Origin of the sequence: Gordonia sp. X0973 (genome assembly GCF_013348785.1) — a bacterium.
Classification (GTDB): Bacteria; Actinomycetota; Actinomycetes; order Mycobacteriales; family Mycobacteriaceae; genus Gordonia.
In genome coordinates, this window is record NZ_CP054691.1 from 905,555 (window position 1) to 930,187 (window position 24,633).

Sequence of the window (24,633 nt, forward strand, 5' to 3'; positions counted from 1 at the left end):
GGCGGGCTTATTCGGTTTTATCTGTGCTGGCTTGGGCTTGCGCGGCGGCGCGGGCCGCAGCCGAGTCCGGGCGCTTGCGGACCACCCATCCCTCGATGGTGCGCTGCTGCACGGCCGAGACCGCGAGCGCCCCCGGTGGAACATTTTGCCGCACCACGGTCCCGGCGCCGGTGTAGGCCCCGTCGCCGACCGTCACCGGCGCCACGAACATGTTGTCCGAGCCCGTGCGGCAGTGCGATCCGATGGTGGTGCGGTGCTTGTTCTCACCGTCGTAGTTGACGAAGACGCTGGACGCGCCGATGTTGCTCTTCTCGCCGATGGTGGCGTCGCCGACGTAGGTGAGGTGGGGGACCTTGGAACCGGCGCCGATCTGCGCGTTCTTGGTCTCGACGAAGGTGCCGATCTTGCCGTCGGCCCCCAATTCGGTGCCCGGACGGAGGTAGGCGAAGGGGCCGACGGTCGCGCCGGCGCCGATCCGGGCCTGCGATCCGTGGGTGCGGATGACCTGGGCTCCCGCGCCGATGACGACGTCGGTCAGGGTGGAGTCCGGGCCGATCAGCGCGTCGGATTCGATCGACGTTGTGCCGCGCAACTGGACGCCGGGCTCGATGGTCACGTCGGGGGCGATAGTCACGTCGACGTCGATCCACGTGGTGGCCGGGTCGACGACGGTGACGCCGGCGAGTTGGTGGCGGCGCAGGATTCGCCGGTTCAGTTCGGCGCCGAGTTCGGCCAGCTGGGCGCGGTCGTTGCACCCGGCGACGACGGCGGGATCGTCGACGATGTGCGCGCGCACCGGCCGGCCGGCCGCGTTGGCGATCTCGACGACGTCGGTCAGGTAGAACTCGCCCTGCGCGTTGTCGGTGGACAGCGAACTCAGGGCCTCGCGCAGGGTCTGCGCGTCGAAGGCGTAGATCCCGGCGTTGACCTCGGTGATGGCGAGCTGTGCGTCGTCGGCGTCCTTGTGCTCGACGATGGCGGTGACGTTGCCGTCCGCGTCGCGCACGATCCGCCCGTAACCGGTCGGGTCGTCGGCGATGAAGCTGGTGAGGGTGACGGCGGCGGGCCGACCCGGCCCGCCCGCGTCGCTCCCGCGATGCGTGGCGAGGAGCGCGCGCAGCGTGTCCCCGTCGAGCAGCGGCGCGTCGGCGACGGTGACCAGCACGGTGCCGGTGAAGTCGGCGGGGAGCGCGGTCAACCCGGCGCGGGCGGCGTCGCCGGTGCCCAGCGGCTCCTCCTGTTCGGCGATGAGGACCTCGCGGTCCAGGCCCGTCGCGACCTCGCCGATGGCTGCGGTGACGCGCACGCGCTCATGGCTCACGACGGCGATCAGATAGTCGGGCTCGAGGTCGGCGGCGCCGGTGAGCGCGTGCCCGACGAGGGTGCGGCCGCCGATGCTGTGCAGGATCTTCGGCGTCTTCGACTTCATCCGGGTGCCCGCGCCCGCGGCAAGCACGATGACCGCGCGTTGGCCGGTTTCCGACATCAGCGTCCTCAAAGTAGGGAATCGACGACGAACAAATCCTACGCAACCCGATAACGTGATGGTCGGAAGGTTCGCACGAACCCCGAAACACCTCGCGATTCCCCAACCAGATGGAGCGACTGAAGATGAGTGGACAGAAGGTAGCGATCGTCACCGGTGCCGCGCGCGGCATCGGCGCCGGGGTGGCCAAGCGGTTGGCCGCAGACGGGCTCGCCGTGGCCGTGCTCGACCTCGACGCGGAGGCCTGCCAGGCGACCGTCGACGCGATCACCTCGGCCGGCGGGAAGGCCATCGCCGTCGGTGCCGACGTCTCGAACGAGGAGTCGGTTGCGGCAGCCGTGGAGAAGGTCGTCGAGGAACTCGGCCCGCCCGTCGTCGTCATCAACAACGCCGGCATCATCCGCGACAACATGCTGTTCAAGATGAGCGTCGAAGACTGGGACGCCGTCATGGCCGTGCACCTGCGCGGCGCGTTCCTGATGAGCCGCGCCTGCCAGAAGCACATGGTCGACGCCGGCTGGGGCCGCATCGTGAACCTGTCGAGCACCTCGGCGCTGGGCAACCGCGGCCAGGCGAACTACTCGGCCGCCAAGGCCGGTATGCAGGGCTTCACCAAGACGCTGGCCATCGAGCTGGGCAAGTTCGGCATCACCGCCAACGCCATCGCCCCCGGGTTCATCGAGACCGAGATGACGCAGGCGACCGCCGCGCGCATGGGCGTCGACTTCGAGGAGTTCAAGAAGTTCAGCGCCGCGCAGATCCCCGTCGCGCGCGTCGGTGTGCCCGAGGACATCGCGCACACCGCGTCCTTCTTCGCCAGTGAGGGCGCCGGCTTCGTCTCCGGCCAGGTGATCTACGTGGCGGGCGGCCCCAAGGACTAGTAACCCAGGCGACCGGTCGGGGTGCGCTGTGGCAGAATTTGCCCGGCGGCACCACCGGTCCGCCGCAATCCGCCGTGGTGTAATTGGCAACACTCCTGATTTTGGTTCAGGCATTTCAGGTTCGAGTCCTGGCGGCGGAGCAACGAGGCAGTAGGCGACGGTGATGACGAACGAGGAACTCAGGGTCGACCCGGACGATCTATTCGGCTATGCGCGACGGTTGCAGGGGCATGTCGAAGAGGCACGTGGGCAGTTCAGTTCTCACCACGCCAAGATGGAGAGTGCAAGCGAGACGTGGGGTCCAGCCAGCCGGGCGGCGATGGGAAACACGGTGTCGGCGTGGCGCGAGGCCACCAAGGCGATCGCCGGAAACATCGACGACCACGCCTATGCGATGCGGGACGCTGGCGGACGCTATCTCGCGCGCGATCAGCAGAACTCCGCGGGCATCGTGGCTGCGGCCGACAAGACTGCGCGGCTGAATCTGGATACGTAGTCGTGCTGCCGAGTGAGATCCGCAAGTGGGATACCGACGAGGTCGAGCGCGTTTTCGGCCTCTGTGACGCGAGTGCGCGAACCTGCCAATGGTTCGGCCAGCCGCTGGATAACCCTCAGGTATTTGAGTCGTGGTCTGGCAACGCGGCCGGGGCCGCAAGTCGTGCCGGCCGGGGGCACCGGAAGGATCTGGACGACCACGGAAACGAGCTCGCAAGGGTAGGTGCGGTAGCGAAGCGGGCCGCTACCGAGATCGCCGACCTCAAGGCGCGTCTCGACCGGTTGCAACGGTCGATTGACGGCGATGGGATGGTTCTCGACGAGAGTTCCGGAACTGTGACCGATCCGCGGGCCAACTCCCTCGGGGACGAGTTGGGGTCGACGGATGCGGGTCTCAACGCTTCGAATCGGGCTGCGATCCGCGACAACTATCAGCGTGAGGTCAACACGTTGATGCAAGATGCAGACCAAGCAGACCGTGACTTGGCAGTGGCCATCGAAGGTGCGACCGGCCAGATTCCGGTGGACAGCGTCAAGCCATCTGTTGGCGGAACCCCGGCAGAGAACCGACTACCGGGGTTTCCCGGAAGCGCCTTCGAGAGCAGCAAGCTGTACCCGACGTCAAGCCCATCCGAGACGGGGGTCAGGTATGTTCCAATGACGTTGCCTAAAGGCTGGCACGACGACGCCTCAAACCCACAGACCGACCTGGGTCGGAAGTACTCCAAGACCGTCAACTTCAGCCGCACCGACAAGGGGATATACGGCCGATGGGTTGATGTGTTTGCGCAGAACCAGGGCGAATTCTCCGACCAGCATTTTTCGGTCTTCAACCCAAAGGATCCGAAGAGTAACACGATCGACTTCTCAGTCAACCGATATGCCAGATTCCGCGTGGACAGCGCGACCCCCACCAAAATGGAATCGGTGACCATGTACGGACAGCAATACATGCGTGTCGAGTACAAATACAACTACTCGCTCGAACAGTCGACGGTCGCAGAGGTGAACGGGATCAAGTTCCCGATACAGGCGGAGCACCATATGGACCCCGACCAGACGGCTTTCTTCAAAGCTCGTTACGGTGCTGGAACGCCTCTGCCGGGGGCGTGAGCGGGTGGTGACGCCAACAGTGAATACGCCCGGTGCCTTTCGCCGGTGGGCCGTGGTGATCGTCGGTCTGTGTGCGGGACTCCTAGTTGGTTGCACGTCGAGTCCTCCGCCGCCCCCGCCGAACACGATCGATAGCGACCGCGCGATGATTCTGACGGCGTCCGACTTCCCATCGGGATATCGGGCGGCCGCCGTCGTTGACCCGTTCCTCTCGCTCCGGCAACGATTGACGGCGGAGACAACCGATCCGTCCGCACCGCAGGAATGTCACGACGCGGTGGTCCGTGGGACGCAGACGATGCTGACTTTTCCGCAGTCCGCCATGGTGTTCTACCGGCCAGAGGTGGACACCCTGGAGAGGTACAACCAGCGGGTGTTCCACGATCCGGAGAGTCTGGCGACCTTCAAGTCCATCGTGGGGTTCTGTCAGGGTGTGCGCACGTGGACCACGGGGCCGATGGCCGGGACGGCAGAATGGCCAGTCGACGAGGGCAGTATTAAACCCGCAGGTCTGCCCGCAGACATTCCCGTGACGATCACCTCGTGGATCAACCGCTCAAGCAGTGGATCGATGGGGTATCGGATTGTGGGATTCGCGCAGGTCGGAGAGGTTGGGGTGCAGCTGGAGGTCACCAGTGCAACGACGCTGCAGAGAATTGACCCGAACCTCTTCTCTCGCCTGTTCGTCGAAGCGGTGAATAAGGTGGAGAGGGGATCGCGATAGCAATGATGATCAACAAGGTGTGTCTCGCCGTCGCGGGACTGTTGGCGGCCACCGCGTTCCTGATTGGGTGCGACGCCAAGCCGGCCGTCCAGGTCGAGTTCGCCGCTTCCTCGCTGACCACTCCCGACGGGAAGTTCGCCACGCCAACCGAGCGCGACGACAAGCTTGCGCGGGCCGCGCAGATCCTGACCAAGCGCCTGGCGGGTAGCGGTCTGGAGAAGCCGAAGGTCAAGGTCTCCGGCGATGATCTGGTGGTCAGCGCGGCCAGTGGGTCGCGCGCGGAGATCGTCGATCTCGCGAATGGTGGGCAACTCGAGTTCCGTCCGGTGCTGTCGACATCGCCGGTGAATGCGACGGCGTCTGGTCTGGACGCCGGTCTGCGACAAGCCACCCCGGATACGACGCCCGAGGAGATGGCCAAGCGGGCGCGCCAACTCAAGTGCGATGACACGGCAACTCACGTGCGCGACAACCCGAACGAGCTTCTGGTCGCCTGCGCGCAAGATGGCCAATGGGTCTATTCCCTCGGCGTGGCGATCATCGATGGTTCACACGTCAGCCGTGCCTATGCCCAGCAAGGCGAGCGGACCTGGACGGTCACCGTGGGATTCGAAGATGAGGCGCAGGCTAGGTGGTCCGACTACACCGCGAGTCATGTCGGAAGCAGGGTGGGGATCGTCCTCGACTCCGTGGTGATCAGTGCCCCGGTTCTCCGCGGCCCCATCCACTCCGACACGGAGATCGACGGCGGAGCCGGAGGATTCACGCAGGCGCAGGCGCGCAAGTTGGCGGCAGATCTCACCAGCGGAGCGCTGCCGGTACGTCTGATCGCCAAGGGCTGAGGTACCGGAGTCCACGCTTGTGCCGAGTTCTGCTGCGCTATGGCGACAGTGGATCTCGGCGTAGTCGGAAGGCCGCACCGGGTTAGGGTGCTTGATATGGCAACACCGCGTACCCGGATGTCGGGCACACAGCGTCGTGCCCAACTCATCGAGGTGGCGCGCGGACTGTTCGCCGAGCGCGGATTCGACGCGACGTCGATCGAGGAGATCGCCCAGCGCGCCAACGTCTCCAAACCCGTCGTGTACGAGCACTTCGGCGGGAAGGAAGGGCTGTACGCGGTCGTCGTCGACCGGGAGATGGAAGCGCTGCTGGAGATGATCACGTCGTCGCTGTCGACGACTCGTTCGCGCTACCGGGTGCAGCAGGTCGCGCTCGCGCTCCTGACCTACATGGAGGAGCGGCCCGACGGGTTCCGCATCCTCGTTCGCGGGGGCGGTGCCGCCGACGGGGAGAGCACCACCTACTCGAGTCTGCTCAACGACGCGGTGACGCAGGTCGAGCACATCCTGGGCGAGGATTTCGAGCGGCGCGGATTCGACCGCAAACTTGCCGCGCTCTACGCCCAGGCCCTCGTCGGGATGGTGTCGATGACTGCCCAGTGGTGGCTCGACGTGCGCGAACCGCCGAAGGAGGTCGTGGCCGCCCACCTGGTGAACCTGTGCTGGAACGGTCTGACCCGCCTCGACCCCGACCCGCAGCTGGTGACCGCCGACTACGTCGAACCCGTCCAGCGCACCGTCAACCCGAAACGAGCAAAGCGGAAATGACCCATATCGATGACGCGGCGTTGGATCCCACGACGCCGGTCCTGGTGGGCGTCGGGCAGTTCTCCGAGCGCCTCGACGATCCCGGCTATCGCGCGCTCTCCGCTGTCGACCTCGGAGCGCAAGCCGCGTTGGCCGCCATCGCCGACGCGGGGCTCGCGCCGACGGCCGTCGCCGACCTCGACGTGATCGTCGGGGTGCGGCAGTTCGAGGTGTCGCACGCCCGGGCGGTCGCGCCGCTCGGCCGATCCGACAACTATCCGCGCTCGGTGGCCGACCGGGTGGGGGTGGATCCCGCGCGCGCCGTGTACGACGTGGTCGGCGGCGACAGCCCGCAACGGCTCGTCGCCGAGTTCGGCGCGTTGATCGCGGCGGGTGAGATCGAGACGGCGCTGCTCGTCGGGTCGGAGGCGATGTCGACGACGCGGCACTTCGCCGGTCGGGACGACGCCCCCGATTTCACCGAGGCCCGCGGCGGACAGCTCGAGGACCGCGGCTACGAGATCGAGGACATGATCACGCCCAGCCAGGTCCGCTACGGCATCATCGGCCCGCCCTCGCAGTACGCACTGTTGGAACATGCCCGCCGGGCCCGCGTCGAATTGTCGCGCGAAGAGTATGCCGCGACGATGGGCGAGCTGTTCGCGCCACTCACCGAGGTCGCGGCGTCGAACCCGCATTCCGCCGCACCGGTGCGACGATCGGCGGCCGAACTCGTCGAGGTGACCGCCAAGAACCGGATGGTCGCCGATCCGCTGCCACGTTTCCTCGTCGCGCGCGACCAGGTGAACCAGGGTGCCGCGGTGCTGCTCATGTCGCTGGGGCGGGCGCGGGAACTGGGCGTCGATCCGCGACGGTGGGTCTTCCTGCACGGCTACGCCAAGGCGCGTGCGCCGCGCATGATCGAGCGCCCGGAGATGGGGGAGTCGCCGACGGCGGCCGCGGCCCTCAACGGTGCGCTGGAGTCGGCGGGCGTCGGCATCGACGCGATCGACTTCCTCGACATCTACAGCTGCTTCCCCGTCGCGGTGTTCGCCGCGACTGACGCGCTGGGCCTCGCCTCCGACGATCCGCGCGGACTGACGCTGACCGGCGGCCTGCCGTACTTCGGCGGCGCGGGCAACAACTATTCGATGCATGCGATCGCCGAGGCCGTCGATCGCGTGCGCACCAGGCCGGGCAGCCGCGCATTGGTCGCTGCGAACGGCGGGATCATCTCCAAGTACGCCGTCGGGATCTATTCGACGACGCCCCGGGCATGGCAGCCCGGCGTCGATCCGCAACCCGCGCTCGACGCGGTGCCGTGCGTCGAGACGGTCGACGAATACGACGGGGAATCCGTTGTGGAGACGTTCACCATCGTCCCGTTCGGCGGTGCCGAAATGGGAGTCCTGGTGTGCCGCAACGCTTCCGGTACACGCTTCTTCGCCCAAGCCGATCCCGACGACGAGAAGCTCGCCGAGATCCTCGCCACCGGGGAACCGCTCGGACAACGCGTGCGCACACGCGTCGTCGACGGAAAGAACCTCGCCGCGCTCTACTAGCTGTCGGCGTCCGCGCTCAGGGGCGCCAGTCCGGGTCGCGGCCGATGAAGCCCATCAGCTGATCCGTGGCGGGGGCGTCGTCGGGGACGGCGACCGCCGGGCCGTACTGCCCGGATGAGCGCAGCATGTCCTCCATCGGCTTCATGCCGGTCACCATCATGGCGCAGGTGTCCTCGTCGAGACGGTCGTCCTGACCGGTCGCGCGGGCCAGGTCCCACGTGTGCATGAACACGTCCGAGGTGTAGAACCGGTCGATCGCATCGCGCAGCGGCATCGTGCCCAGGTGCGGGTGGGTGAAGTCCTCGGCCGCCGACGGTCCGTCGAGCAGGGCCTGCACCCTCTCGGTCTGATGGCGCCACGCGCCCGCCGGGTCGTCGGCGACGCTCGGTCCCTGCGGCAGCTGCATACCGCCGGCGGCCAGGAACTCCGGGAACCAGGTGACGAGGTGGCCGACGACGTCGCGGGCGGTCCAGTCCGGGACCGGCGCCGGGGCGGACCAATCGGCCACTCCGGCCACCCGGTCGGCGAAGGTATTGGCCACCGAGCGGTGACGGTCGGAGGGTTTGGCGGGCAGTGCCATCAGAGGGCTCCTTCGACGAGCAGGTCGTCGAGCTTGGCGTAGCCGTCGTTCACGCCGGTCTCCATTCCGCTGCGCAACCAGGCGTCGCGCGACTCGATGCTCTCGACGAGGGACTGCGCGGTCAGCCGCGTGCGACCGTTGCCGAGATCCTCGACCGTCAGGGTCTCCAGGGAGACGCCGTCCGGGTCGTCCTCCCAGGTGAAGGTCTGGACGATCTTGTTCTCGGTGATGTCGTGGAAGGAACCGTAGAAGTGGTACTCCTGCTCGCCGCTGCCCTCGGCGACGACGTTGGAGAAGCGCCAGCTGCCGCCGCGGCGCGCATCCCAGTGGTCGATCCGGGTGGTGATGCCGTTGGGGCCGACCCACTGTGCGTACAGGTCGGGGTCGGTATGCGCCTTCAGGACCTGCGCCGGGGTGGCCGCGAACTCGCGGGTGATCGTGATGATCGGCAGGGTCGGGTGGGCCTCGATGGTGGCTTCGGGGTGCGTCGTCGTGCTCATGATGCTGCTCCTTCGTTGGGTTCTTGCTGGTCGTCGTTCATGGCGGCGAGCACGGCGTCGAGGCGCTGGTAGCGCTCCTCTGCCTGCTGCCGATACCTTTCGATCCACGCGGTCATGAGATCGAAGACCTCCGCTTCCAGGTGGACGGGTCGGGTTTGGGCTGCGCGGCCCCGGGAGACCAGCCCGGCGTCGCCGAGCACCTTGAGGTGCTTGGAGATCGCCTGCATGCTCACGTCGTAGGGTTCGGCGATCTCGCCGACCGTGGCGTCACCCTCGGTGAGTCGGGCGACGATGTCGCGTCGCGTCGGGTCGGCGAGTGCCGAGAAGACGAGGGATAGTTGGTCGGCCATGTCCATCCTTTCTCAACTTGATGGTTGAATAACCATCTCACCGCGCGAGCGTGTTGTCAACCGTTTGGTTGAATAAAATTCTGCGAGTGCGCCCGGATTCCCTCGAAGCACGTCTGGGTGAGATCGTGATGGCTATGCCGACCTCGCCGCAGCCCGCCGTCCGTCCGGCCGCGGAGCAGGACTGCGCGGCCATTGCCACCATTTACGAGCACTACGTCGCGAACTCGGTGGCGACGTTCGACACCGTCGCGCCGACGGAAGCGGAGTGGGTCGAGAAGCGGCGGGCGATCATCGAGGCTGGTCGGCCGTTCGTCGTCGCGCTCGATGAATCCGACGACGTGATCGGCTTCTCGTATCTCGCGGAGTTCCGGCCGCGCGCCGCCTATGCGCACACGTGCGAGCACACCGTCTACGTGACGCCCGGCATGGAGGGCCGCGGGGTGGGTCGTGCGTTGCTGACGGCGATGCTCGACGCCGCGCGCGACACCGACGTCCGCGAGATAATCGCGCTGATCGCTCTACCCGGCGACGGTTCGATGGCACTGCACCGGCGGTTCGGCTTCATCGAGGCCGGGGTCCTTCGTCGCGTCGGATTCAAGATGGATCGCTGGGTCGACGTGGCGTTGATGCAACTCAGCCTGGCTGGCTAGTGCCCACTCGGCGTCAATGTGGTGCCCACTGGGCATGATCTGGGTGCCCACTCGGCACGAATGTGGTGCCCACTCGGCACTATTTGGGTGCCCACTCGGCGTAGGTTTGTCCGATGCGCACCAATTTTGCTTCCGTGCCAGTAGTCGCCGCGGCCGCCGTCGCCGTCCCGACGATCCTCGCGGGAGCCGCACATGCCGCTCCGATCCCCGTGCAACAGACCGCCGCAAACGGCATCGTCGCCAACGGGATCACCGACTTCGGGATCTACTCGGCCACCATCCGGATCGACACCGCCTCGCGGGGCGTCGTGTGGTTCAGCGCTCCCGCGGGCAACAGGTGCGGCAACCCGGCCATCGACGACTCCTTCGTCCGCTTCGACTACCGCAATGCCAACACCGGCCGGGCCGGGTCGGCGATGGTGCGCCCGTGTCTCGGACCGTGGTCGGGTTCGCGGCGGGTGAAACTGCATACCGGCACGGGCGCGATCAGCGGCAGCATCAACATCGTCAACCGCGGCGGACCGTGGCAGTTGCCCGGCTGGGCGTCGTTCTCCGTGCGCTGAGCTGATCGGAGGGCACCGGGTCCGGACCCTGGCAGCCGCCGCGCCGGTGGTCGCCTCCGGTCCCTAAACTGTCACAAGTGGCATCCACCCCTGATCCAGCCGTCCCCGTCCTGCGCGGCTTGGCCGCAGCCGTGTGCGCCGACGACACCTTCGCCGGCCTGACGTCGCGCCTGGATTCCCCCCGCCTGCAGATCACCGCGCCCGACGCGGCGCGCCCATTCGCCGTGGCCGCGCTGGCGCGCTCCAGCACCGAGCCGGTCCTCGTCGTCTCGGCGAACGGCCGTGAGGCCCAAGACCTCACCGCCGAACTCGCCGAACTCCTCGACTCGCCCGACGCGGTGGCCCTCTTCCCGTCGTGGGAGACCCTGCCGCACGAGAAACTGTCGCCCAGCGCCGACACCGTGGGCCAGCGGCTCTCGGTTCTGCACCGCCTCGCCGACCCCGACGACCAGACGCTACGGGTGGTCGTCACGACCGTCCGATCGGTGGTCCAGCCGATGGCCCCGGGCCTCGGGAAACTGCGCGCGATCACGTTGCGCGAGGGCGAGGAGGTCGACTTCGACGGACTGCTCGCCGACCTCGTCGAAATGGCCTACGAACGCGTCGACCTGGTCGGCCGCCGCGGCGAGTTCGCGGTCCGCGGCGGAATCCTCGACGTCTTCCCGACGACGGCCGAGCACGGTGTGCGCGTCGAGTTCTTCGGCGACGAGATCACCGACGTCCGCGCCTTCTCCGTCGCCGACCAGCGCACCCACCCGGAGATCGATCCCGGACCGGTCCTCATCCATGCCGGCCGCGAACTGCTGCTGACCGCGAAGGTCCGCGAGCGCGCCGCCGAACTCCTCGCCGAACAGGGCGAGGGCAGCGACCTGTCGTCGATGCTCACCAAGCTCGCCGAGGGCATCCCCGTCGAGGGCATGGAGGCGCTGATCCCGCTCCTCGTCGACGGCGAGATGGAACTGCTGACCGACGCCCTGCCGGGCAATCCGCTGGTCCTGCTGCTCGACCCGGAGAAGATCCGGACCCGTGCCCGCGACCTCGCGGCCACCGGCAAGGAATTCCTGGAAGCGGCATGGACCGCCGCCGGGATGGGGGCCGACGCACCTCTCTCTGCGGGCAACGCCCTGGCCGACGACTTCGCGGCCAGTGCCTATCGGCCCATCGACGACGTGGCGACCGCTGCGATGGCCGCCGGACGTCGCTGGTGGACGCTGAGCCCGCTGAGCACCGGCGAGCAGGACGAGGTCGCGCTCACCCTCGCCCCCGGTCCCGCACCCCGCGGCCACGACGACGAGATCGTCGCGACATTCGCGCAGCTGCGCGCCCACGTCGTCGGCGGCGGGCGGGCGGCGATCGTCGTCGCGGGCAAGGGGACCGCGGCCCGGGTCGCCGAACGGTTGGCCGACGCCGAGGTCCCGTCGGTGATGGCCGACGACGGCGCGGAACCCAGCACCGACGCGGTGACGATCTACCACGGCACGCTGCGGCACGGGATCATCGCGAACGGGGCGAGGATGGTCGTCGTCACCGAGGCCGAACTGTCCGGCTCGCGGGTGGTGGGGACGCGCGACGGCCGCAAGCTCGGCGCCAAGCGACGCAACCAGGTGGACCCGCTCGCGCTGACCGCGGGCGACATGGTGGTCCACGACCAGCACGGCATCGGCCGCTTCGTCGAGATGATCGAGCGCACGGTCTCCGGGGCGCGTCGCGAATATCTCGTCATCGAGTACGCGCCGGGCAAGCGGGGCCAGCCCGGCGACCGGCTCTACGTGCCGATGGATTCGCTGGACCAGCTCTCGCGCTACGTCGGCGGCGAGCAGCCCGCCCTGTCGAAGCTGGGCGGCTCGGATTGGCAGAACACGAAACGTAAGGCGCGCAAGGCGGTTCGCGAGATCGCCGGGGAACTCGTACAGCTCTACGCCGCCCGCCATGCCGCGCCCGGTCACGCCTTCGCCGCCGACACCCCGTGGCAGCGGGAGATGGAGGACGCCTTCGACTTCACCGAGACGCAGGACCAGTTGACGGTCATCGCCGAGGTGAAGTCCGACATGGAGCGGCCGGTTCCGATGGACCGCGTCATCGTCGGCGACGTCGGCTACGGCAAGACCGAGATCGCGGTGCGCGCCGCGTTCAAGGCCGTGCAGGACGGCAAACAGGTCGCGGTACTCGTGCCGACGACGATCCTCGCGCAGCAGCATTTGCAGACCTTTGCCGAGCGGATGTCCGGCTTCCCGGTCACCGTGCGCGGGCTGAGCCGCTTCACCGACCCGGCGCAGGCGCGCGAGACCATCGAGCAGATGGCCGACGGGACCGTCGACGTGGTGATCGGCACCCACCGGCTGTTGCAGACCGGCGTGCGCTGGAAGGACCTCGGGCTCGTCGTCGTCGACGAGGAGCAGCGCTTCGGCGTCGAGCACAAGGAACACATCAAATCGTTGCGCACCCACGTCGACGTGCTGACCATGTCGGCGACGCCCATCCCGCGCACCCTGGAGATGTCGATGGCCGGGATCCGGGAGATGTCGACGATCCTCACCCCGCCCGAGGAGCGCCACCCGGTGCTCACCTATGTCGGGGCCTTCTCCAGCAAGCAGGTCGCCGCCGCGATCCGCCGCGAGCTGTTGCGCGACGGGCAGGTCTTCTACGTCCACAACCGGGTGTCCTCGATCGACAAGACGGCTCGCGAGATCGCGCAGCTCGTCCCCGAGGCGCGCATCGCGGTCGCCCACGGCCAGATGAACGAGGATCAGCTCGAGTCGACGGTCACCGGCTTCTGGAACCGCGAATACGACATCCTGGTCTGCACCACGATCATCGAGACCGGGCTGGACATCGCCAACGCCAACACGCTGATCGTCGACCGCGCCGAGAACTTCGGCCTCTCGCAGCTGCACCAGCTGCGCGGTCGCGTCGGCCGCAGCCGCGAGCGCGGCTACGCCTACCTCTTCTACAGCCCCGACCGCCCGCTGACCGAGACGGCCTACGACCGGCTGGCGACGATCGCGCAGAACAACGAGCTCGGCGCCGGGATGGCCGTCGCGCTCAAGGACCTCGAGCTGCGCGGCGCCGGAAACGTCCTGGGCGCCGAGCAGTCCGGCCATGTCGCCGGCGTCGGATTCGACCTGTACGTGCGCCTGGTCGGGGAGGCGGTGCAGGCCTACCGCGCCGCCGCCGACGGGCAGCCCGTCATCGCCGAGGAGTCCACCGAGGTGCGCATCGACCTCCCCGTCGACGCGCATATCCCGACCGAATACGTCGACGCCGACCGGCTGCGGCTGGAGGCCTATCGCAAGCTCGCGGCGGCGGCCAGCGACGACGAGGTGGCCGCGGTTCTCACCGAGCTGACCGACCGATACGGCACCCCGCCGGTGGAGACCCAGCGCCTCGCCGCCATCGCGCGGTTGCGGATAGCGGCCCGCGCGCTGGGCGTCACCGAGATCGCGGCGGCCGGTTCCCAGGTGCGGATCTCGCCGCTGACGCTGCCCGACAGCCGTCAGGTGCGGCTCAAACGGCTCTACCCGTCGGCGACCTACCGGCCGACGACCTCGACCGTCGCGGTGCCGCTGCCGAAGTCCGGGGGCATGGGGTCGGCACCGTTGCGCGACGAGCCGCTCATCGATCATCTGGGCACCGTGCTGCGCCAACTCGGCGGTAACGAATAGGCGCCGGACAAGACGAATCGCCCCCGCGTGGTGTGGAATGTTCATAATCGATGAATTGGGGAGGCCATGACCGTCGTCCTGTTGGACCCGCAGAACCAGGATCTGCTGCCGTTCGCCGCTGCCAAATTGGTCAACGGTCCCGTGCAGGTGACCGAGGACGTGGCGGCGTCGGTGCTGTGGGCGCTGCCGCACGCGTCGGTCGCCGAGGGTGACGACGGCGATCCGGTGACGGTGCTCATCAGCACCGACGGCGACCACCCGTTCGTGCGGGCGCGGGTCGATCGGGGCGAGGTCGTCCTGTCCACGCCGGTCCCCACACCGCCCGTGCCCGAGGCGCCCGAGCGCCGCACCGGTGAGACGCTGCTCGACGCGGTCGACCTGATGGATCATCTGCGCACCACCGGGCCGTGGGAGAGCAGGCAGACCCACGACTCGCTGCGCCGCTTCGTGCTCGAAGAGGTCTACGAACTGCTCGACGCCATCGACGTCGGCACGCACACCGACGTCCGCGACGAGCTGGGCGACCTGCTCCTGCAGGTCCTGTTCCACGCCCGGATCGCCGCCGACGACACGGAGAACCCGTTCGACATCGACGACGTCGCGCAGGCCTTCATCGACAAGGTCACCCGGCGCACCCCCGGCGTGCTGTCGGGGGAGCACAGCGATCTGCAGCGGCAGATCGAGGACTGGGAGACGGCCAAGGCCGCCGAGCGCGCGAGCGGATCGGTCCTCGACGGGATCGTGACGACGGCCCCGGCGTTGTTGCTGGTCCAGAAGATTCTGGAACGGCTGTCCGACGTCGGATTCCCGCTCTCGCAGGTCGATCCGGCCCTCGTCCGGATCACCGTCGCGGCGGGTGGGGACTCGACGGAGGACGCGACACGGCAACGCGCGCTGGACCTCATCGATCTCGTCCACGAGGCGGAGCGCGGCGCCGCGCGCGACGGGGTCGCCCTCAACACCCCCGAGCTCTGGCTCCACTACCTCGGCGTGATGGAGCCGAATGTCGGCGCCCCGGTCGAGGAGCCCGCCACCGATTCCTGGGAAGCCGACGACTCCGGCTCCGTGCACACCGAGGGGATCGAGGACGCCCCGGCGGCCTACGTCCAGGCCGAGGAGTTCCCGCCGGCGCCGGATGCGCCGACCGTGCCGTCCGTGCTGCAGGCGCAGCCGCCCACCCCGGTGCCCGCGCCCGAGCCCCAGCCGCCTACGCCTCAGCCGCCGGCGCCCGCACCTGCTCCCGCGTCGGCCTACTACCCGCCGGAACCCGAGTACGTCGAACCCGGATCGGGTCCGCTGGTCATCGACTTCGACCCGTCGGCGGACCTGGACCCGCCGATCACGCAGTTCCCCACGGTGATCCAGCCCGACCGGATCGCCCAGATCGTGGACTCCGACGACGTCCGGGCGGCCGCCGCGGCCGCCGCCACCGCGCAAGCCGCCGCGGAGGAGGCCGAGCGCGCGGCGGAAGCCAAGGCGCCCTACCGGATTCGGGAATCGGAGGAGGAGGTGACGACGACGGTTCCGCGTCCGACGAACGCCGACGACCTCACCGGTCGACGGTCGGCGCCCCCCGTCGAACGCGACCCGGCCGGCACCGTTCTCTTCACCACCGAGGAGGGGCGTACCCGGTCGACCCCGCGGACCGAGGGGCCGAGCCTCTAGACCCGACGGAGGTCAGCGGCGGGATCAGCCTTCGAAGAGCCGTTGGCCCCACCACTGGCCGTCGCCGAGGCCGGGTGGGCAGGCGAATACCGCCGAACCGTTGGGGATCAGGTATTCGGTGAGCGCGTCGTCGAGCATGAGCTTGCGCTGCATCGGCACGAACTGTTTGCCCGGGTCGCGGCAGAACGCGATGAAGAACAGCCCCGCGTCGAGGTGTCCGAATCCGTCGGAGCCGTCGGTGAAGTTGTAGCCGCGGCGCAGCAGCCGCACCCCGTTGTTGAAGTCGGGGTGGGCCAGGCGCACGTGGGCGTCCATCGGGATCATCGGCGAACCGTTCGCCGTGATCTGGAAATCGGGGTCGTCGAACTCGACATCCTGCCCGAGGGGGGCGCCCGATCCCTTCTCGCGGCCGATGATCTGCTCCTGTTCGAGCAGGCTGGACCGGTCCCACGGCTCGATGTCCATCCGGATCCGGCGGGTCACCAGATAGGTGCCGCCGGTCATCCAGTCGGCGCCGCCCGGATTGTCCTTGCCGTCGGTCCACACCCAGTCGGTCAGCAGTTTCTCGTCCTCGGCGCGCACGTTCGCCGTGCCGTCCTTGAACCCGAAGAGGTTGCGCGGGGTGTCCTGTGCGCGGGTCGTCGCCGAGGTGCGGCCGAACCCGAGCTGCGACCAGCGCACCGCGACGATGCCGAAACCCATCCGGGCCAGGTTGCGCACCGCGTGGACGGCGACCTGCGGGTCGTCGGCGCAGGCTTGGATGCAGATGTCGCCGTAGGACCGATTCGGGTCCAGGCGCTCCTTGGGGAAGGCGGGCAGGTCGACCAACGCGGCGGGTCGTCGGGCGGCGAGCCCGAAGCGGTCACGCCGGTCGGGTTTGGCGGCGCTGGGGCCGAACAGGCCGGGGCCGAAGCCGATGGTCAGGGTGAGGTTGGCCGGGGCCAATCCGAGGGCCTCGCCGGTGTCGGCGGGCGGCGCGTACTCGTCGCCGCCGACGGCGCCGTTGTGCTCGGTCTCCTCGCCGCGCGTCATCCGCTCGGCCGCGGCGGTCCACCGTTTGAGCAGGTCGACGAGCTTGGCCTTGTCCTCGGTCACGACGTCGAAGGCGACGAAATGCAACCGGTCCTGGGCCGGGGTGACGATTCCGGCCTGGCGCGCGCCGCGGAACCCGACGATGCCCGAGCGATCCGCGGCAGTCGGGGCGGTGGCCCGTCCGACCGCCCCGCCGGCCACCGCGACCCCGCCGATGGCGGCCGCCGCGGCGGCACCGGCGCCCAGCGCCCGTCGACGCGAAATATCCATTAGCACAGCCTACCCAATCCTGCGCTTAGGGAACGCTGAGAACCGCCCTCGGGGACGTAGGCCCCGTAGGCGGTTCTCAGCGGCGGTTACCGCGTCCGGGTCAGTGCCCCAGGACGACGGCCGGCACCTTGGAGAGGGTGGCCGAGAGCGCGTCGATCTTCGTCGAGAGATCCTTGCGGGTGGCCTCGTCGACCTTGTCGTAGGAGAGGTAGCCCGATCCGTCGCGCAGCTTGTCGATGGCGGCGTTGATGGTGTCGAACTGTGCGGTGATCTCCTTCATCAGGTTCGCGTCGCGCTTCTCGATGATCGGCTGGAGTTCGCCGATCAGGCGCTGGCTGCCCTCGACGTTGGCCGCGAAGTCCCAGAGGTCGGTGTGGGAGTAGCGGTCCTCTTCGCCGTGGACCTTCGTCTTGGCGATCTCGTCGATCAGGGCCTTGGGGCCGTTGACGAAGAGCTGGGTGTCGAACTTGAAGTCCGGCTTGTCGACCTCGGCCTTCAGTGCGCGCACGTCGGCGAGCAGCTTGTCGGCGATGGCGGAGATGGCGGCCGGGGTGTCGGCCTTCTTGGCGTCCTCCGCGTCGGCCGGTGCGACCTTGCCCTCGGCGTCGCCGATCTCGTCGGGCGTCGGCTTCCAGAGGAAGCGCTCGATGCGGTGGAAGCCGGTGAAGTCCTCCTGGCCGTCGCCGGTGTCGTCCCAGCGCATGTCGATCTTGGGGTCGAGGTCGCTGAAGGATTCGGCCACCGGCTCGATGCGCTCGTAGAAGGAGCGGGTGGGACCGAACTTGGCGCGGGCCGCTTCGAGGTCGCCGCGCTTGAGCGCGTCGACGAAGTCGGCGGTGGCGCTCTCCAGGTTGCCGACCTCGATGCGCACCGAGTCGAGGTAGCGCTTCTTGGCCTGCTCGACGTCGGCCGGCGCCTCGCTGCCCTTCTTCTCCTCGCCGGTGACCGTGATGTCCTTGCGGATACCGGTGCCGACCATGCCGGGCTTGCAGGCGACCGCGTAGGTGCCCGGCTTCACCAGGTCGACGGTCAGTTTGCCGCTCAGGCCGGGGGCGATGTTCTCGACCTCGCCGAGCACGCGCGAACCGTCGTAGACGTAGAACTCGGTCACCTTGGAACCGGTGTTCTTGATCTTGAACGCCACGGTGCCGGTCTGCGCCGTCGTCGTGTCGAAGTCGCATGCCGAGTCGCTCGACGTGACGTTCAGCGTCGCGGCACCGGAGTCCTTGGCGACGCAGGCGCCCAGGGCGAGCGGCGCGACCGCGGCGGCGGCGCCGAGCGCCAGGACGCGGGTGGTGCCGCGGTGGTGTCGGTCAGTCATTGTTGTTCCCTTCGGTGGTGAGTGCCTCGCTGGCGGTGGTGTGGTCTGTCGCTGCCGGCTTCTTGGCGCCGCGCAGCTGGCGGCGCAGGAAGATGGGCAGCACGATGGCGATGTAGGCCGCCCACGCCACGACCTGCAGCCAGGTGGGGTCGGGGCGGAAGTTGAAGACGCCGGCGAGGATGGATCCGTACCAGGTGTCCTTGTGGAAGCCGGTGAGCTGGAAGGCGAAGTGGCCGTGCCCGGGGATCGCGTCGAGCCAGCCGTAGCTTTCCAGCGCTCCGACGCCGTAGGCGAGGATGCCCGCCGCGACGAAGACCAGGAAGGTGCCGGTGAGGGTGAAGAACACCTTGAAGTTGATCCGCACGGCGCCGTAGTAGAGGCCGACGGTGATGGCGACGGCCACGGCGATGCCCAGCAGCAGGCCGAGGAGCGGGATCGTGCCGCCGGCCACGCTCTCGGCATACCCCGCCATGAGCAGCGCGGTTTCGAGTCCCTCGCGGCCGACGGCGAGGAAGGCCAACACGAAGACGGCCAGCGGTCCGGCCACCAGGGCGTCGGCCATCCCGGCCTTGAGGTCGCCGGATAGGTGTGCCGAGGCCTTGCTCATCCACAGCAGCATGTACGTGACGATCACGACCGCGAACAACGAGGCGATACCGGCGACGAGCTCGGCGTACTTCGAGTCGATCGTCGACGTGCCGAATTGGATGCCGAGGAAGACCGCGACCAGCAGTGTCAGGGCTGCGCCGACGCCGAGCCATACGTACTTCAGGGAATCGCGACGATCCGATTTCACCAGGAAGGCCACGAGGATCATGACGACGATCCCGGTCTCCAGACCCTCGCGCAGGCCGATCACCCCACTGCCGGTGAGTTGGGTGACGACCGACGTCGCCGGCTCGGCCAGAACGAGCGAATGCATCGGTGATTCTCCTTGGGCGCGACGACCGGATCGTTGATCAGGTGAGGCTAACCGAAGGAATGTATCGCAGATCGCTTGTGGCGGCCACCTGTGACGGGTGGCGCGACTGCCTCGGATTGTCCGAATATGTGGAACAATCGACCGAAACTTTTCTTTAGGGGATTCATGGGCAGGACCGCGCGCGCCGTGCGCTTGGTGACGCTCGTGCTCGCATTGACCGCGATCGCGGCGATGGGCGCGGGCTGTATCAGCCTGCCCTCGAGCAATCGGGCGGGGATCCCGCAGGGCGTGCCACCCGGTGTGGGCGCGCCGGTGCCCTACATCGACATCCACGCACCGGGCCGTACCGCGGACACCCTCGCGAACTGGGCCCGACCCATCTCCAACGCGACCGGCATCGGGGTCTACGCCCTCGAGGCCTACGGCAACGCCGCGGAGATCCAGCGCCAGCAGCACCCCGAGTGCGGCATCGGCTGGACCACCTTGGCGGGCATCGCCGGCACGGAGAGCAAGCACGGTCGCCACGACGGTGCGAGCGTGGCACCCAACGGGGACACCAGCCCGCCCATCCGCGGCCCCGAACTCAACGGCAAGAACGGCAACATGCGGATGGTCGATCAGGAGCATCCCACCCGTGCCGACGGCAGCCCGAACTATGTGCGCGCCGAGGGGCCCTTCCAATTCCTGCCGGAGACCTGGCAGCGTTTCGGCGTCGACGCCAACGGTGACGGCCGGGCCGACCCGGACAATATGGACGACGCGGCGCTGTCGGCGGCCCGCTACCTCTGCGTCGCCTCCGGTGGCGACATGACCACGGCCAAGGGGTGGCTGAAGGCGCTCATGGTCTACAACCAGTCGCGGCCATACGCGCAGCGGGTCGCCGACCGGGCCAACGCGTATTCGGTCAACCGCCGCTACTGAGCGGTACTGGCCTCACGGGCCGCGGGGGTCGGTATTACCCTGGGTTTGATCGCCGTATCGGCGGGAAGACGCATCAGCGACCTAAAAGGGGTAGACACCGTGGCAATGATCGAGCAGGTGGGCGCGCGCGAGATTCTCGACTCGCGGGGCAATCCGACCGTCGAGGTGGAAGTGGCCCTGGAGGACGGCACGCTGGCCCGGGCCGCGGTGCCCTCGGGCGCGTCGACCGGCGAGCACGAGGCGGTCGAGCTGCGCGACGGCGGCTCCCGCTACGGCGGCAAGGGTGTCGAGAAGGCGGTCAAGGCCGTGCTCACCGACATCGCCGAGGAGATCATCGGCTACGAGGCCGACGACCAGCGCCTCGTCGACCAGGCCCTGCTCGACCTCGACGGCACCCCGGACAAGTCCCGCCTCGGCGCCAACGCGCTGCTCGGTGTCTCGCTCGCCGTCGCCAAGGCCGCGGCCGAATCGGCCGGCCTCCCGCTCTACCGCTACATCGGCGGCCCCAACGCGCATATCCTGCCGGTGCCGATGATGAACATCATCAACGGCGGCGCGCACGCGGATTCCGGCGTCGACGTGCAGGAATTCATGATCGCGCCGATCGGTGCCCCCACCTTCGCCGAGTCACTGCGCTGGGGTGCCGAGGTGTACCACTCGCTCAAGTCGGTGCTCAAGGGCAAGGGGCTGTCCACCGGTCTCGGGGACGAGGGCGGCTTCGCCCCCAACGTCGCCGGCACGCAGGAAGCCCTGGGCATCATCGAGGAGGCCATCACCGGCGCCGGCCTGAAGTTCGGCTCCGACGTCGTGCTGGCGCTCGACGTCGCCGCGACCGAGTTCTACTCGACCGGCTCGGGCTATGCCTTCGAGGGCGCCAACCGCACCGCCGAGCAGATGGCCGAGTTCTACGCCAAGCTCGTCGACGAGTTCCCGCTGGTGTCCATCGAGGACCCGCTGTCCGAGGACGACTGGGCGGGCTGGGTCGCGCTGACCGAGGCCATCGGAGACAAGGTGCAGCTGGTCGGCGACGACCTGTTCGTCACCAACCCGGAACGCCTCGAGCGCGGCATCGTCGAGGGCGCCGCCAACGCGCTGCTGGTGAAGGTCAACCAGATCGGCACGTTGACCGAGACGCTCGACGCCGTGGCCTTGGCCCACAACAATGGCTACAAGACGATGATGAGCCACCGATCCGGCGAGACCGAGGACACCACCATCGCCGACCTCGCCGTCGCGTGCAGCTGCGGCCAGATCAAGACCGGTGCGCCGGCGCGCAGCGAGCGCGTCGCCAAGTACAACCAGCTGCTGCGCATCGAGGAGGGGCTGGGGGATGCGGCACGGTATGCCGGCGACCTCGCCTTCCCGCGTTTCGCGCCGCCGGCGTGATTAGCTAGAAGGTATGGCAGAGCGCAGGCACGAGCGTGCGGGGCGAGCGCGGCAGGCGCGGTCGTCGCGCGACCGCCGGCCCGGTGCCTCGCGGCCCGCTTCGCGCAGCCGTGGACGCAATCCGGCGCCGCAGCGCTCGACCGGACCGATCACCGGTGCGAACAGCCTCGACATCCCGCACGATCGCCGGGGGGACGAGGATTCGGTCCTCGTCGATCCGGTCGAGTTCGACGGTGAGTCGACCGATGTGATGGCCGCGCTGGACGCCCCGACGGTCCAGCTGGGCATCGTCGCCGACGATTCCGACCGCGATGATGCCGACGGCAGCGATCCCGACGTCGCGGAAGACGGGGCAGTCGCGCCGGGTGTCGGTGCGCGTCTGCGACGGCGTGCGGCACCCCGTCGTCGACGGGTTCCCGCCGCCCGGGCGCTCGCCGCACGGTGGGACAAGCTCAACCCCCGGCGCGCGATCGTGCTGGCCGTCGTCATCGGCTTCGTGGCGCTGACCCTGGCGATGCCGTTGCGCACGTTCTTCTCGCAGCGGGCGGAGGCGGAACAGATGCGGGCGTCCAATGCCGCGCTCGAACGCGAGATCGCCGAACTCACCCGGAAGGTGAACGAGCAGGGCGATCCGGCCTACACCGAGGCGCAGGCCCGCGCCCGGTTGCAGTACGTGCGCTCGGGGGAGACCCCGTTCGTGTTGGAGATCCCCGGCCGGGAGGCCGCCGCGCAGGAGCGCAAGCGCGCCGCGCAACGAGCGGCCAACCCGTGGTACGCGAATCTGTGGGACTCGGTGGCGACGCCGCCGACGAAGTGACGAGGGTATGACTGTTTCGCAGGCCGATCTGGCCGCTGTCGCCGAACAACTCGGCCGTGAGCCCCGCGGTGTGCTCGAAGTCAGCTACCGCACCCCGGACGGGCGGCCCGCCGTGGTGAAGACCGCGCCGCGGCTGCCCGACGGCACGCCGTTCCCGACGCTGTACTACCTGACCGATCCGCGGTTGACCTCGGCGGCGAGCCGACTCGAATCGTCGGGGGTGATGAAGACGATGAGCGAACGCCTCCTCGTCGACGAGGAGTTGGCCGCGGCCTATCGTCGGGCCCACGAGGACTACTTGGCCGAGCGCGACGCCATCGAATCCCTCGGCACCGACTTCAGCGGCGGCGGCATGCCCGACCGCGTCAAATGTCTGCACGTGCTGATCGCGCACTCGCTGGCCAAGGGGCCCGGACTCAACCCGCTCGGCGACGAGGCGGTTGCCTTGGCCTGCGCCGACGGTCTGCGCGGTTCGGCGCTGCCCGCCGACTGGCCGGAACTGGGCGACGAGGGGGATTCGTGACCCGAGTGGCGGCCGTCGACTGCGGTACCAACTCGATCAGGCTGCTCGTCGCCGATCCCTTAGGTGTTTCGTCCGGAAACCGGACCGAACACCAAACGGATTCACCGGCGAAGCTCGTCGACCTGCACCGCGAGATGCGGGTGGTGCGGCTCGGGCAGGGTGTCGACGCCACCGGGCGTTTCGCCGACGAGGCGATCGAGCGGACCCGCGCCGCCCTGGCCGACTACGCGTCGACGATGCGCGAACTGGGGGTGCAGCGCGTCGACATGGTCGCCACCTCCGCGACCCGCGACGCCGCCAATCGCGACGAGTTCTTCGCCATGACCGCCGAACTGCTCGGCGCGGTGGTCCCGGGTGCCGTCGCTCGGGTGATCACCGGCGACGAGGAGGCGCGGCTGTCGTTCCGCGGGGCGGTCGGCGATCTCGATCCGACTCAGGGGCCGTTCGCGGTCACCGACCTGGGCGGTGGGTCGACCGAACTCGTCGTCGGCGATGGTTCCGGCGTGCGCGCGGCGTATTCGGCCGACGTCGGGTGTGTGCGGACCACCGAGCGCTGCCTGCGCGGCGATCCGCCGTCGGAGCAGGAGATCGCCGCGGCGCAGGAGTTCATCGGCGAGCGCCTGGCGCCGGCGTTCGCCGCGGTGGACGCGTCGGAGGTGAAGACCTGGGTGGGTGTTGCCGGGACGATGACGACGCTGGCCGCGATCGCCGCGGGACTCGAGGCCTATGACCCCGAACGCATCCATCTGTCCCGGGTATCGCTGACCCAGCTGGACCGGGTCTGCTGGGATCTCGTCGCGATGCCGCGGGCGCAGCGCGCGGAAATGGGCGTGATGCATCCGGGACGGGTCGACGTCATCGGTGCCGGAGCACTGGTCACCGATGCGCTGGCGAAGCTCATGGCGGCGAAGGCCGGGGTCACCGAGCTGGTGGTCTCCGAGCACGACATCCTCGACGGGATCGCGCTCAACCTCCTCGACCAGCCCTAGTCTGTCGCGCTGGTCGAGTGCCGGCGAAACACGCTGGTCGAGTGCCTTCGAGGCGCTAGCCGAGAAGGTGTATCGAGACCAGGTGTATCGAGACCCGGACCCTAGGCGTCGACCTTCAGCGATGCGGCACCGCGGTCGAGATTGATGTTGTTGCAGGCCTCGCAGACGGTCTCCGGGATGATCCCGGTGCGCTGCAGATAGCCGAAGGTGATGCAGCCCAGGCAGATGCCGAAGGCGAATTCGAGGAATGCGGCGACGATCAGCAGGCCGATGGTGATCTGGGCGGCCAGGCCGTAGCCGAGCAGCGAGAGCACGGTCGCGACGATGCCGAACGCGAGGCCGACGGTCTGCGCGAAGCGCTTGGGCGGTCCGGGGACCAGCTTCTCGCGCTTCCACACCTTCGGCACGATGACGTGGACGGCGAGGCGGCCGAACGGCGAATACTTGGGGCCGCCGGCGACGCGCAGCGCGAAACCGATGGCCAGGATCGCGTACAGCCACCACTGGTTGACGACGATCGACGCGATCGCGAGCAGGATCACCAGTCCCGCGGTCGCGCGGGCCGCGTAGTCGTTGACCGGGTTGGGGAAGGCGAAAGCCTCGCGCACCGACATGGATAACCTCCGTTGAAA

24 protein-coding genes and 1 tRNA gene are annotated in these 24,633 nt (G+C 68.6%); 17 read left to right on the forward strand and 8 right to left on the reverse strand.

Annotated features, from left to right (window positions below):
* Positions 1-7: 7 nt before the first annotated feature.
* On the reverse strand, positions 8-1,486 hold the full coding sequence (gene glmU / locus HUN08_RS04450) for a bifunctional UDP-N-acetylglucosamine diphosphorylase/glucosamine-1-phosphate N-acetyltransferase GlmU (RefSeq protein ID WP_124248487.1): 1,479 nt from the start codon (positions 1,484-1,486) through the stop codon (positions 8-10).
* A 125-nt stretch (positions 1,487-1,611) separates the two neighbouring features.
* Here glmU and HUN08_RS04455 point away from each other — a divergent pair, with 125 nt between their 5' ends.
* The 8 genes from HUN08_RS04455 to HUN08_RS04490 all read left to right on the forward strand — a co-directional run bounded on the left by HUN08_RS04455 (position 1,612) and on the right by HUN08_RS04490 (position 7,850).
* Positions 1,612-2,367, forward strand: coding sequence for an SDR family oxidoreductase (locus HUN08_RS04455; protein ID WP_124248486.1), 756 nt, complete (start codon positions 1,612-1,614; stop codon positions 2,365-2,367).
* A gap of 68 nt (positions 2,368-2,435) precedes the next feature.
* Positions 2,436-2,507, forward strand: a tRNA-Gln gene (locus HUN08_RS04460).
* Between the two features lie 23 nt (positions 2,508-2,530).
* Positions 2,531-2,863, forward strand: a complete 333-nt coding sequence (locus HUN08_RS04465; protein WP_124248485.1) for a WXG100 family type VII secretion target — start codon at positions 2,531-2,533, stop codon at positions 2,861-2,863.
* Positions 2,864-2,865: 2 nt separating this feature from the next.
* Complete coding sequence (locus HUN08_RS04470) at positions 2,866-3,975, forward strand: hypothetical protein (protein ID WP_124248484.1); 1,110 nt, start codon at positions 2,866-2,868, stop codon at positions 3,973-3,975.
* 145 nt (positions 3,976-4,120) lie between these two features.
* Positions 4,121-4,699: a hypothetical protein gene (locus HUN08_RS04475; RefSeq protein ID WP_124248483.1), complete on the forward strand. Its 579-nt coding sequence runs from the start codon at positions 4,121-4,123 to the stop codon at positions 4,697-4,699.
* A 2-nt stretch (positions 4,700-4,701) separates the two neighbouring features.
* Entirely contained in the window at positions 4,702-5,541 is an 840-nt protein-coding gene (locus HUN08_RS04480) for a hypothetical protein (RefSeq protein WP_124248482.1), read from the forward strand.
* Between the two features lie 96 nt (positions 5,542-5,637).
* Positions 5,638-6,309, forward strand: coding sequence for a TetR/AcrR family transcriptional regulator (locus HUN08_RS04485; RefSeq protein WP_124248481.1), 672 nt, complete (start codon positions 5,638-5,640; stop codon positions 6,307-6,309).
* A complete protein-coding gene (locus HUN08_RS04490; RefSeq protein WP_124248480.1) occupies positions 6,306-7,850 on the forward strand; it encodes an acetyl-CoA acetyltransferase in 1,545 nt (514 codons plus the stop codon). Before HUN08_RS04485 ends, HUN08_RS04490 begins: the two co-directional genes overlap by 4 nt.
* A gap of 16 nt (positions 7,851-7,866) precedes the next feature.
* On the opposite strand, the gene HUN08_RS04495 is transcribed toward HUN08_RS04490, so the two are convergent.
* The 3 genes from HUN08_RS04495 to HUN08_RS04505 are packed head-to-tail and all read right to left on the reverse strand — an operon-like array spanning position 7,867 to position 9,280.
* Positions 7,867-8,430 carry a TIGR03086 family metal-binding protein gene (locus tag HUN08_RS04495; protein WP_124248479.1) on the reverse strand — a complete coding sequence of 188 codons (564 nt, stop codon included), beginning with the start codon at positions 8,428-8,430 and terminating at the stop codon, positions 7,867-7,869.
* Entirely contained in the window at positions 8,430-8,930 is a 501-nt protein-coding gene (locus tag HUN08_RS04500) for an SRPBCC family protein (protein ID WP_124248478.1), read from the reverse strand. Before HUN08_RS04500 ends, HUN08_RS04495 begins: the two co-directional genes overlap by 1 nt.
* Positions 8,927-9,280: a helix-turn-helix transcriptional regulator gene (locus HUN08_RS04505; RefSeq protein WP_124248477.1), complete on the reverse strand. Its 354-nt coding sequence runs from the start codon at positions 9,278-9,280 to the stop codon at positions 8,927-8,929. Before HUN08_RS04505 ends, HUN08_RS04500 begins: the two co-directional genes overlap by 4 nt.
* An 86-nt stretch (positions 9,281-9,366) precedes the next feature.
* Here HUN08_RS04505 and HUN08_RS04510 point away from each other — a divergent pair, with 86 nt between their 5' ends.
* The 4 genes from HUN08_RS04510 (at position 9,367) to HUN08_RS18335 (ending at position 15,820) form a co-directional block, all read left to right on the forward strand.
* Positions 9,367-9,930, forward strand: a complete 564-nt coding sequence (locus HUN08_RS04510) for a GNAT family N-acetyltransferase (RefSeq protein ID WP_301546885.1) — start codon at positions 9,367-9,369, stop codon at positions 9,928-9,930.
* A gap of 113 nt (positions 9,931-10,043) precedes the next feature.
* Positions 10,044-10,493 carry a hypothetical protein gene (locus tag HUN08_RS04515; RefSeq protein WP_124248476.1) on the forward strand — a complete coding sequence of 150 codons (450 nt, stop codon included), beginning with the start codon at positions 10,044-10,046 and terminating at the stop codon, positions 10,491-10,493.
* 77 nt (positions 10,494-10,570) lie between these two features.
* Entirely contained in the window at positions 10,571-14,155 is a 3,585-nt protein-coding gene (gene mfd, locus HUN08_RS04520; RefSeq protein ID WP_124248475.1) for a transcription-repair coupling factor, read from the forward strand.
* A gap of 66 nt (positions 14,156-14,221) precedes the next feature.
* Positions 14,222-15,820 carry a MazG family protein gene (locus HUN08_RS18335; RefSeq protein WP_301546886.1) on the forward strand — a complete coding sequence of 533 codons (1,599 nt, stop codon included), beginning with the start codon at positions 14,222-14,224 and terminating at the stop codon, positions 15,818-15,820.
* A gap of 24 nt (positions 15,821-15,844) precedes the next feature.
* On the opposite strand, the gene efeB is transcribed toward HUN08_RS18335, so the two are convergent.
* The 3 genes from efeB to efeU all read right to left on the reverse strand — a co-directional run bounded on the left by efeB (position 15,845) and on the right by efeU (position 19,365).
* Positions 15,845-17,122 carry an iron uptake transporter deferrochelatase/peroxidase subunit gene (gene efeB / locus HUN08_RS04530; RefSeq protein ID WP_124248474.1) on the reverse strand — a complete coding sequence of 426 codons (1,278 nt, stop codon included), beginning with the start codon at positions 17,120-17,122 and terminating at the stop codon, positions 15,845-15,847.
* Positions 17,123-17,222: 100 nt separating this feature from the next.
* Complete coding sequence (gene efeO / locus HUN08_RS04535) at positions 17,223-18,443, reverse strand: iron uptake system protein EfeO (RefSeq protein WP_124248473.1); 1,221 nt, start codon at positions 18,441-18,443, stop codon at positions 17,223-17,225.
* Entirely contained in the window at positions 18,436-19,365 is a 930-nt protein-coding gene (gene efeU, locus HUN08_RS04540) for an iron uptake transporter permease EfeU (protein ID WP_124248472.1), read from the reverse strand. The genes efeO and efeU overlap by 8 nt, the downstream gene beginning before the upstream one ends.
* 165 nt (positions 19,366-19,530) lie before the next feature.
* Between efeU and HUN08_RS04545 the strand changes: the two genes are divergently transcribed.
* The 5 genes from HUN08_RS04545 to HUN08_RS04565 all read left to right on the forward strand — a co-directional run bounded on the left by HUN08_RS04545 (position 19,531) and on the right by HUN08_RS04565 (position 24,001).
* Positions 19,531-20,286, forward strand: coding sequence for a lytic transglycosylase domain-containing protein (locus tag HUN08_RS04545; protein WP_124248471.1), 756 nt, complete (start codon positions 19,531-19,533; stop codon positions 20,284-20,286).
* Between the two features lie 99 nt (positions 20,287-20,385).
* Complete coding sequence (gene eno, locus HUN08_RS04550; RefSeq protein ID WP_124248470.1) at positions 20,386-21,672, forward strand: phosphopyruvate hydratase; 1,287 nt, start codon at positions 20,386-20,388, stop codon at positions 21,670-21,672.
* Positions 21,673-21,685: 13 nt separating this feature from the next.
* Positions 21,686-22,489, forward strand: coding sequence for a septum formation initiator family protein (locus HUN08_RS04555; RefSeq protein WP_301546887.1), 804 nt, complete (start codon positions 21,686-21,688; stop codon positions 22,487-22,489).
* A gap of 7 nt (positions 22,490-22,496) precedes the next feature.
* Entirely contained in the window at positions 22,497-23,012 is a 516-nt protein-coding gene (locus HUN08_RS04560) for a DUF501 domain-containing protein (protein ID WP_124248469.1), read from the forward strand.
* On the forward strand, positions 23,009-24,001 hold the full coding sequence (locus HUN08_RS04565; RefSeq protein WP_124248468.1) for a Ppx/GppA phosphatase family protein: 993 nt from the start codon (positions 23,009-23,011) through the stop codon (positions 23,999-24,001). Before HUN08_RS04560 ends, HUN08_RS04565 begins: the two co-directional genes overlap by 4 nt.
* Positions 24,002-24,102: 101 nt before the next feature.
* Here the strand turns inward: HUN08_RS04565 and HUN08_RS04570 are convergent, their stop codons facing one another.
* Positions 24,103-24,615: a DUF4395 domain-containing protein gene (locus tag HUN08_RS04570; RefSeq protein ID WP_124248467.1), complete on the reverse strand. Its 513-nt coding sequence runs from the start codon at positions 24,613-24,615 to the stop codon at positions 24,103-24,105.
* Positions 24,616-24,633 lie beyond the last annotated feature (18 nt).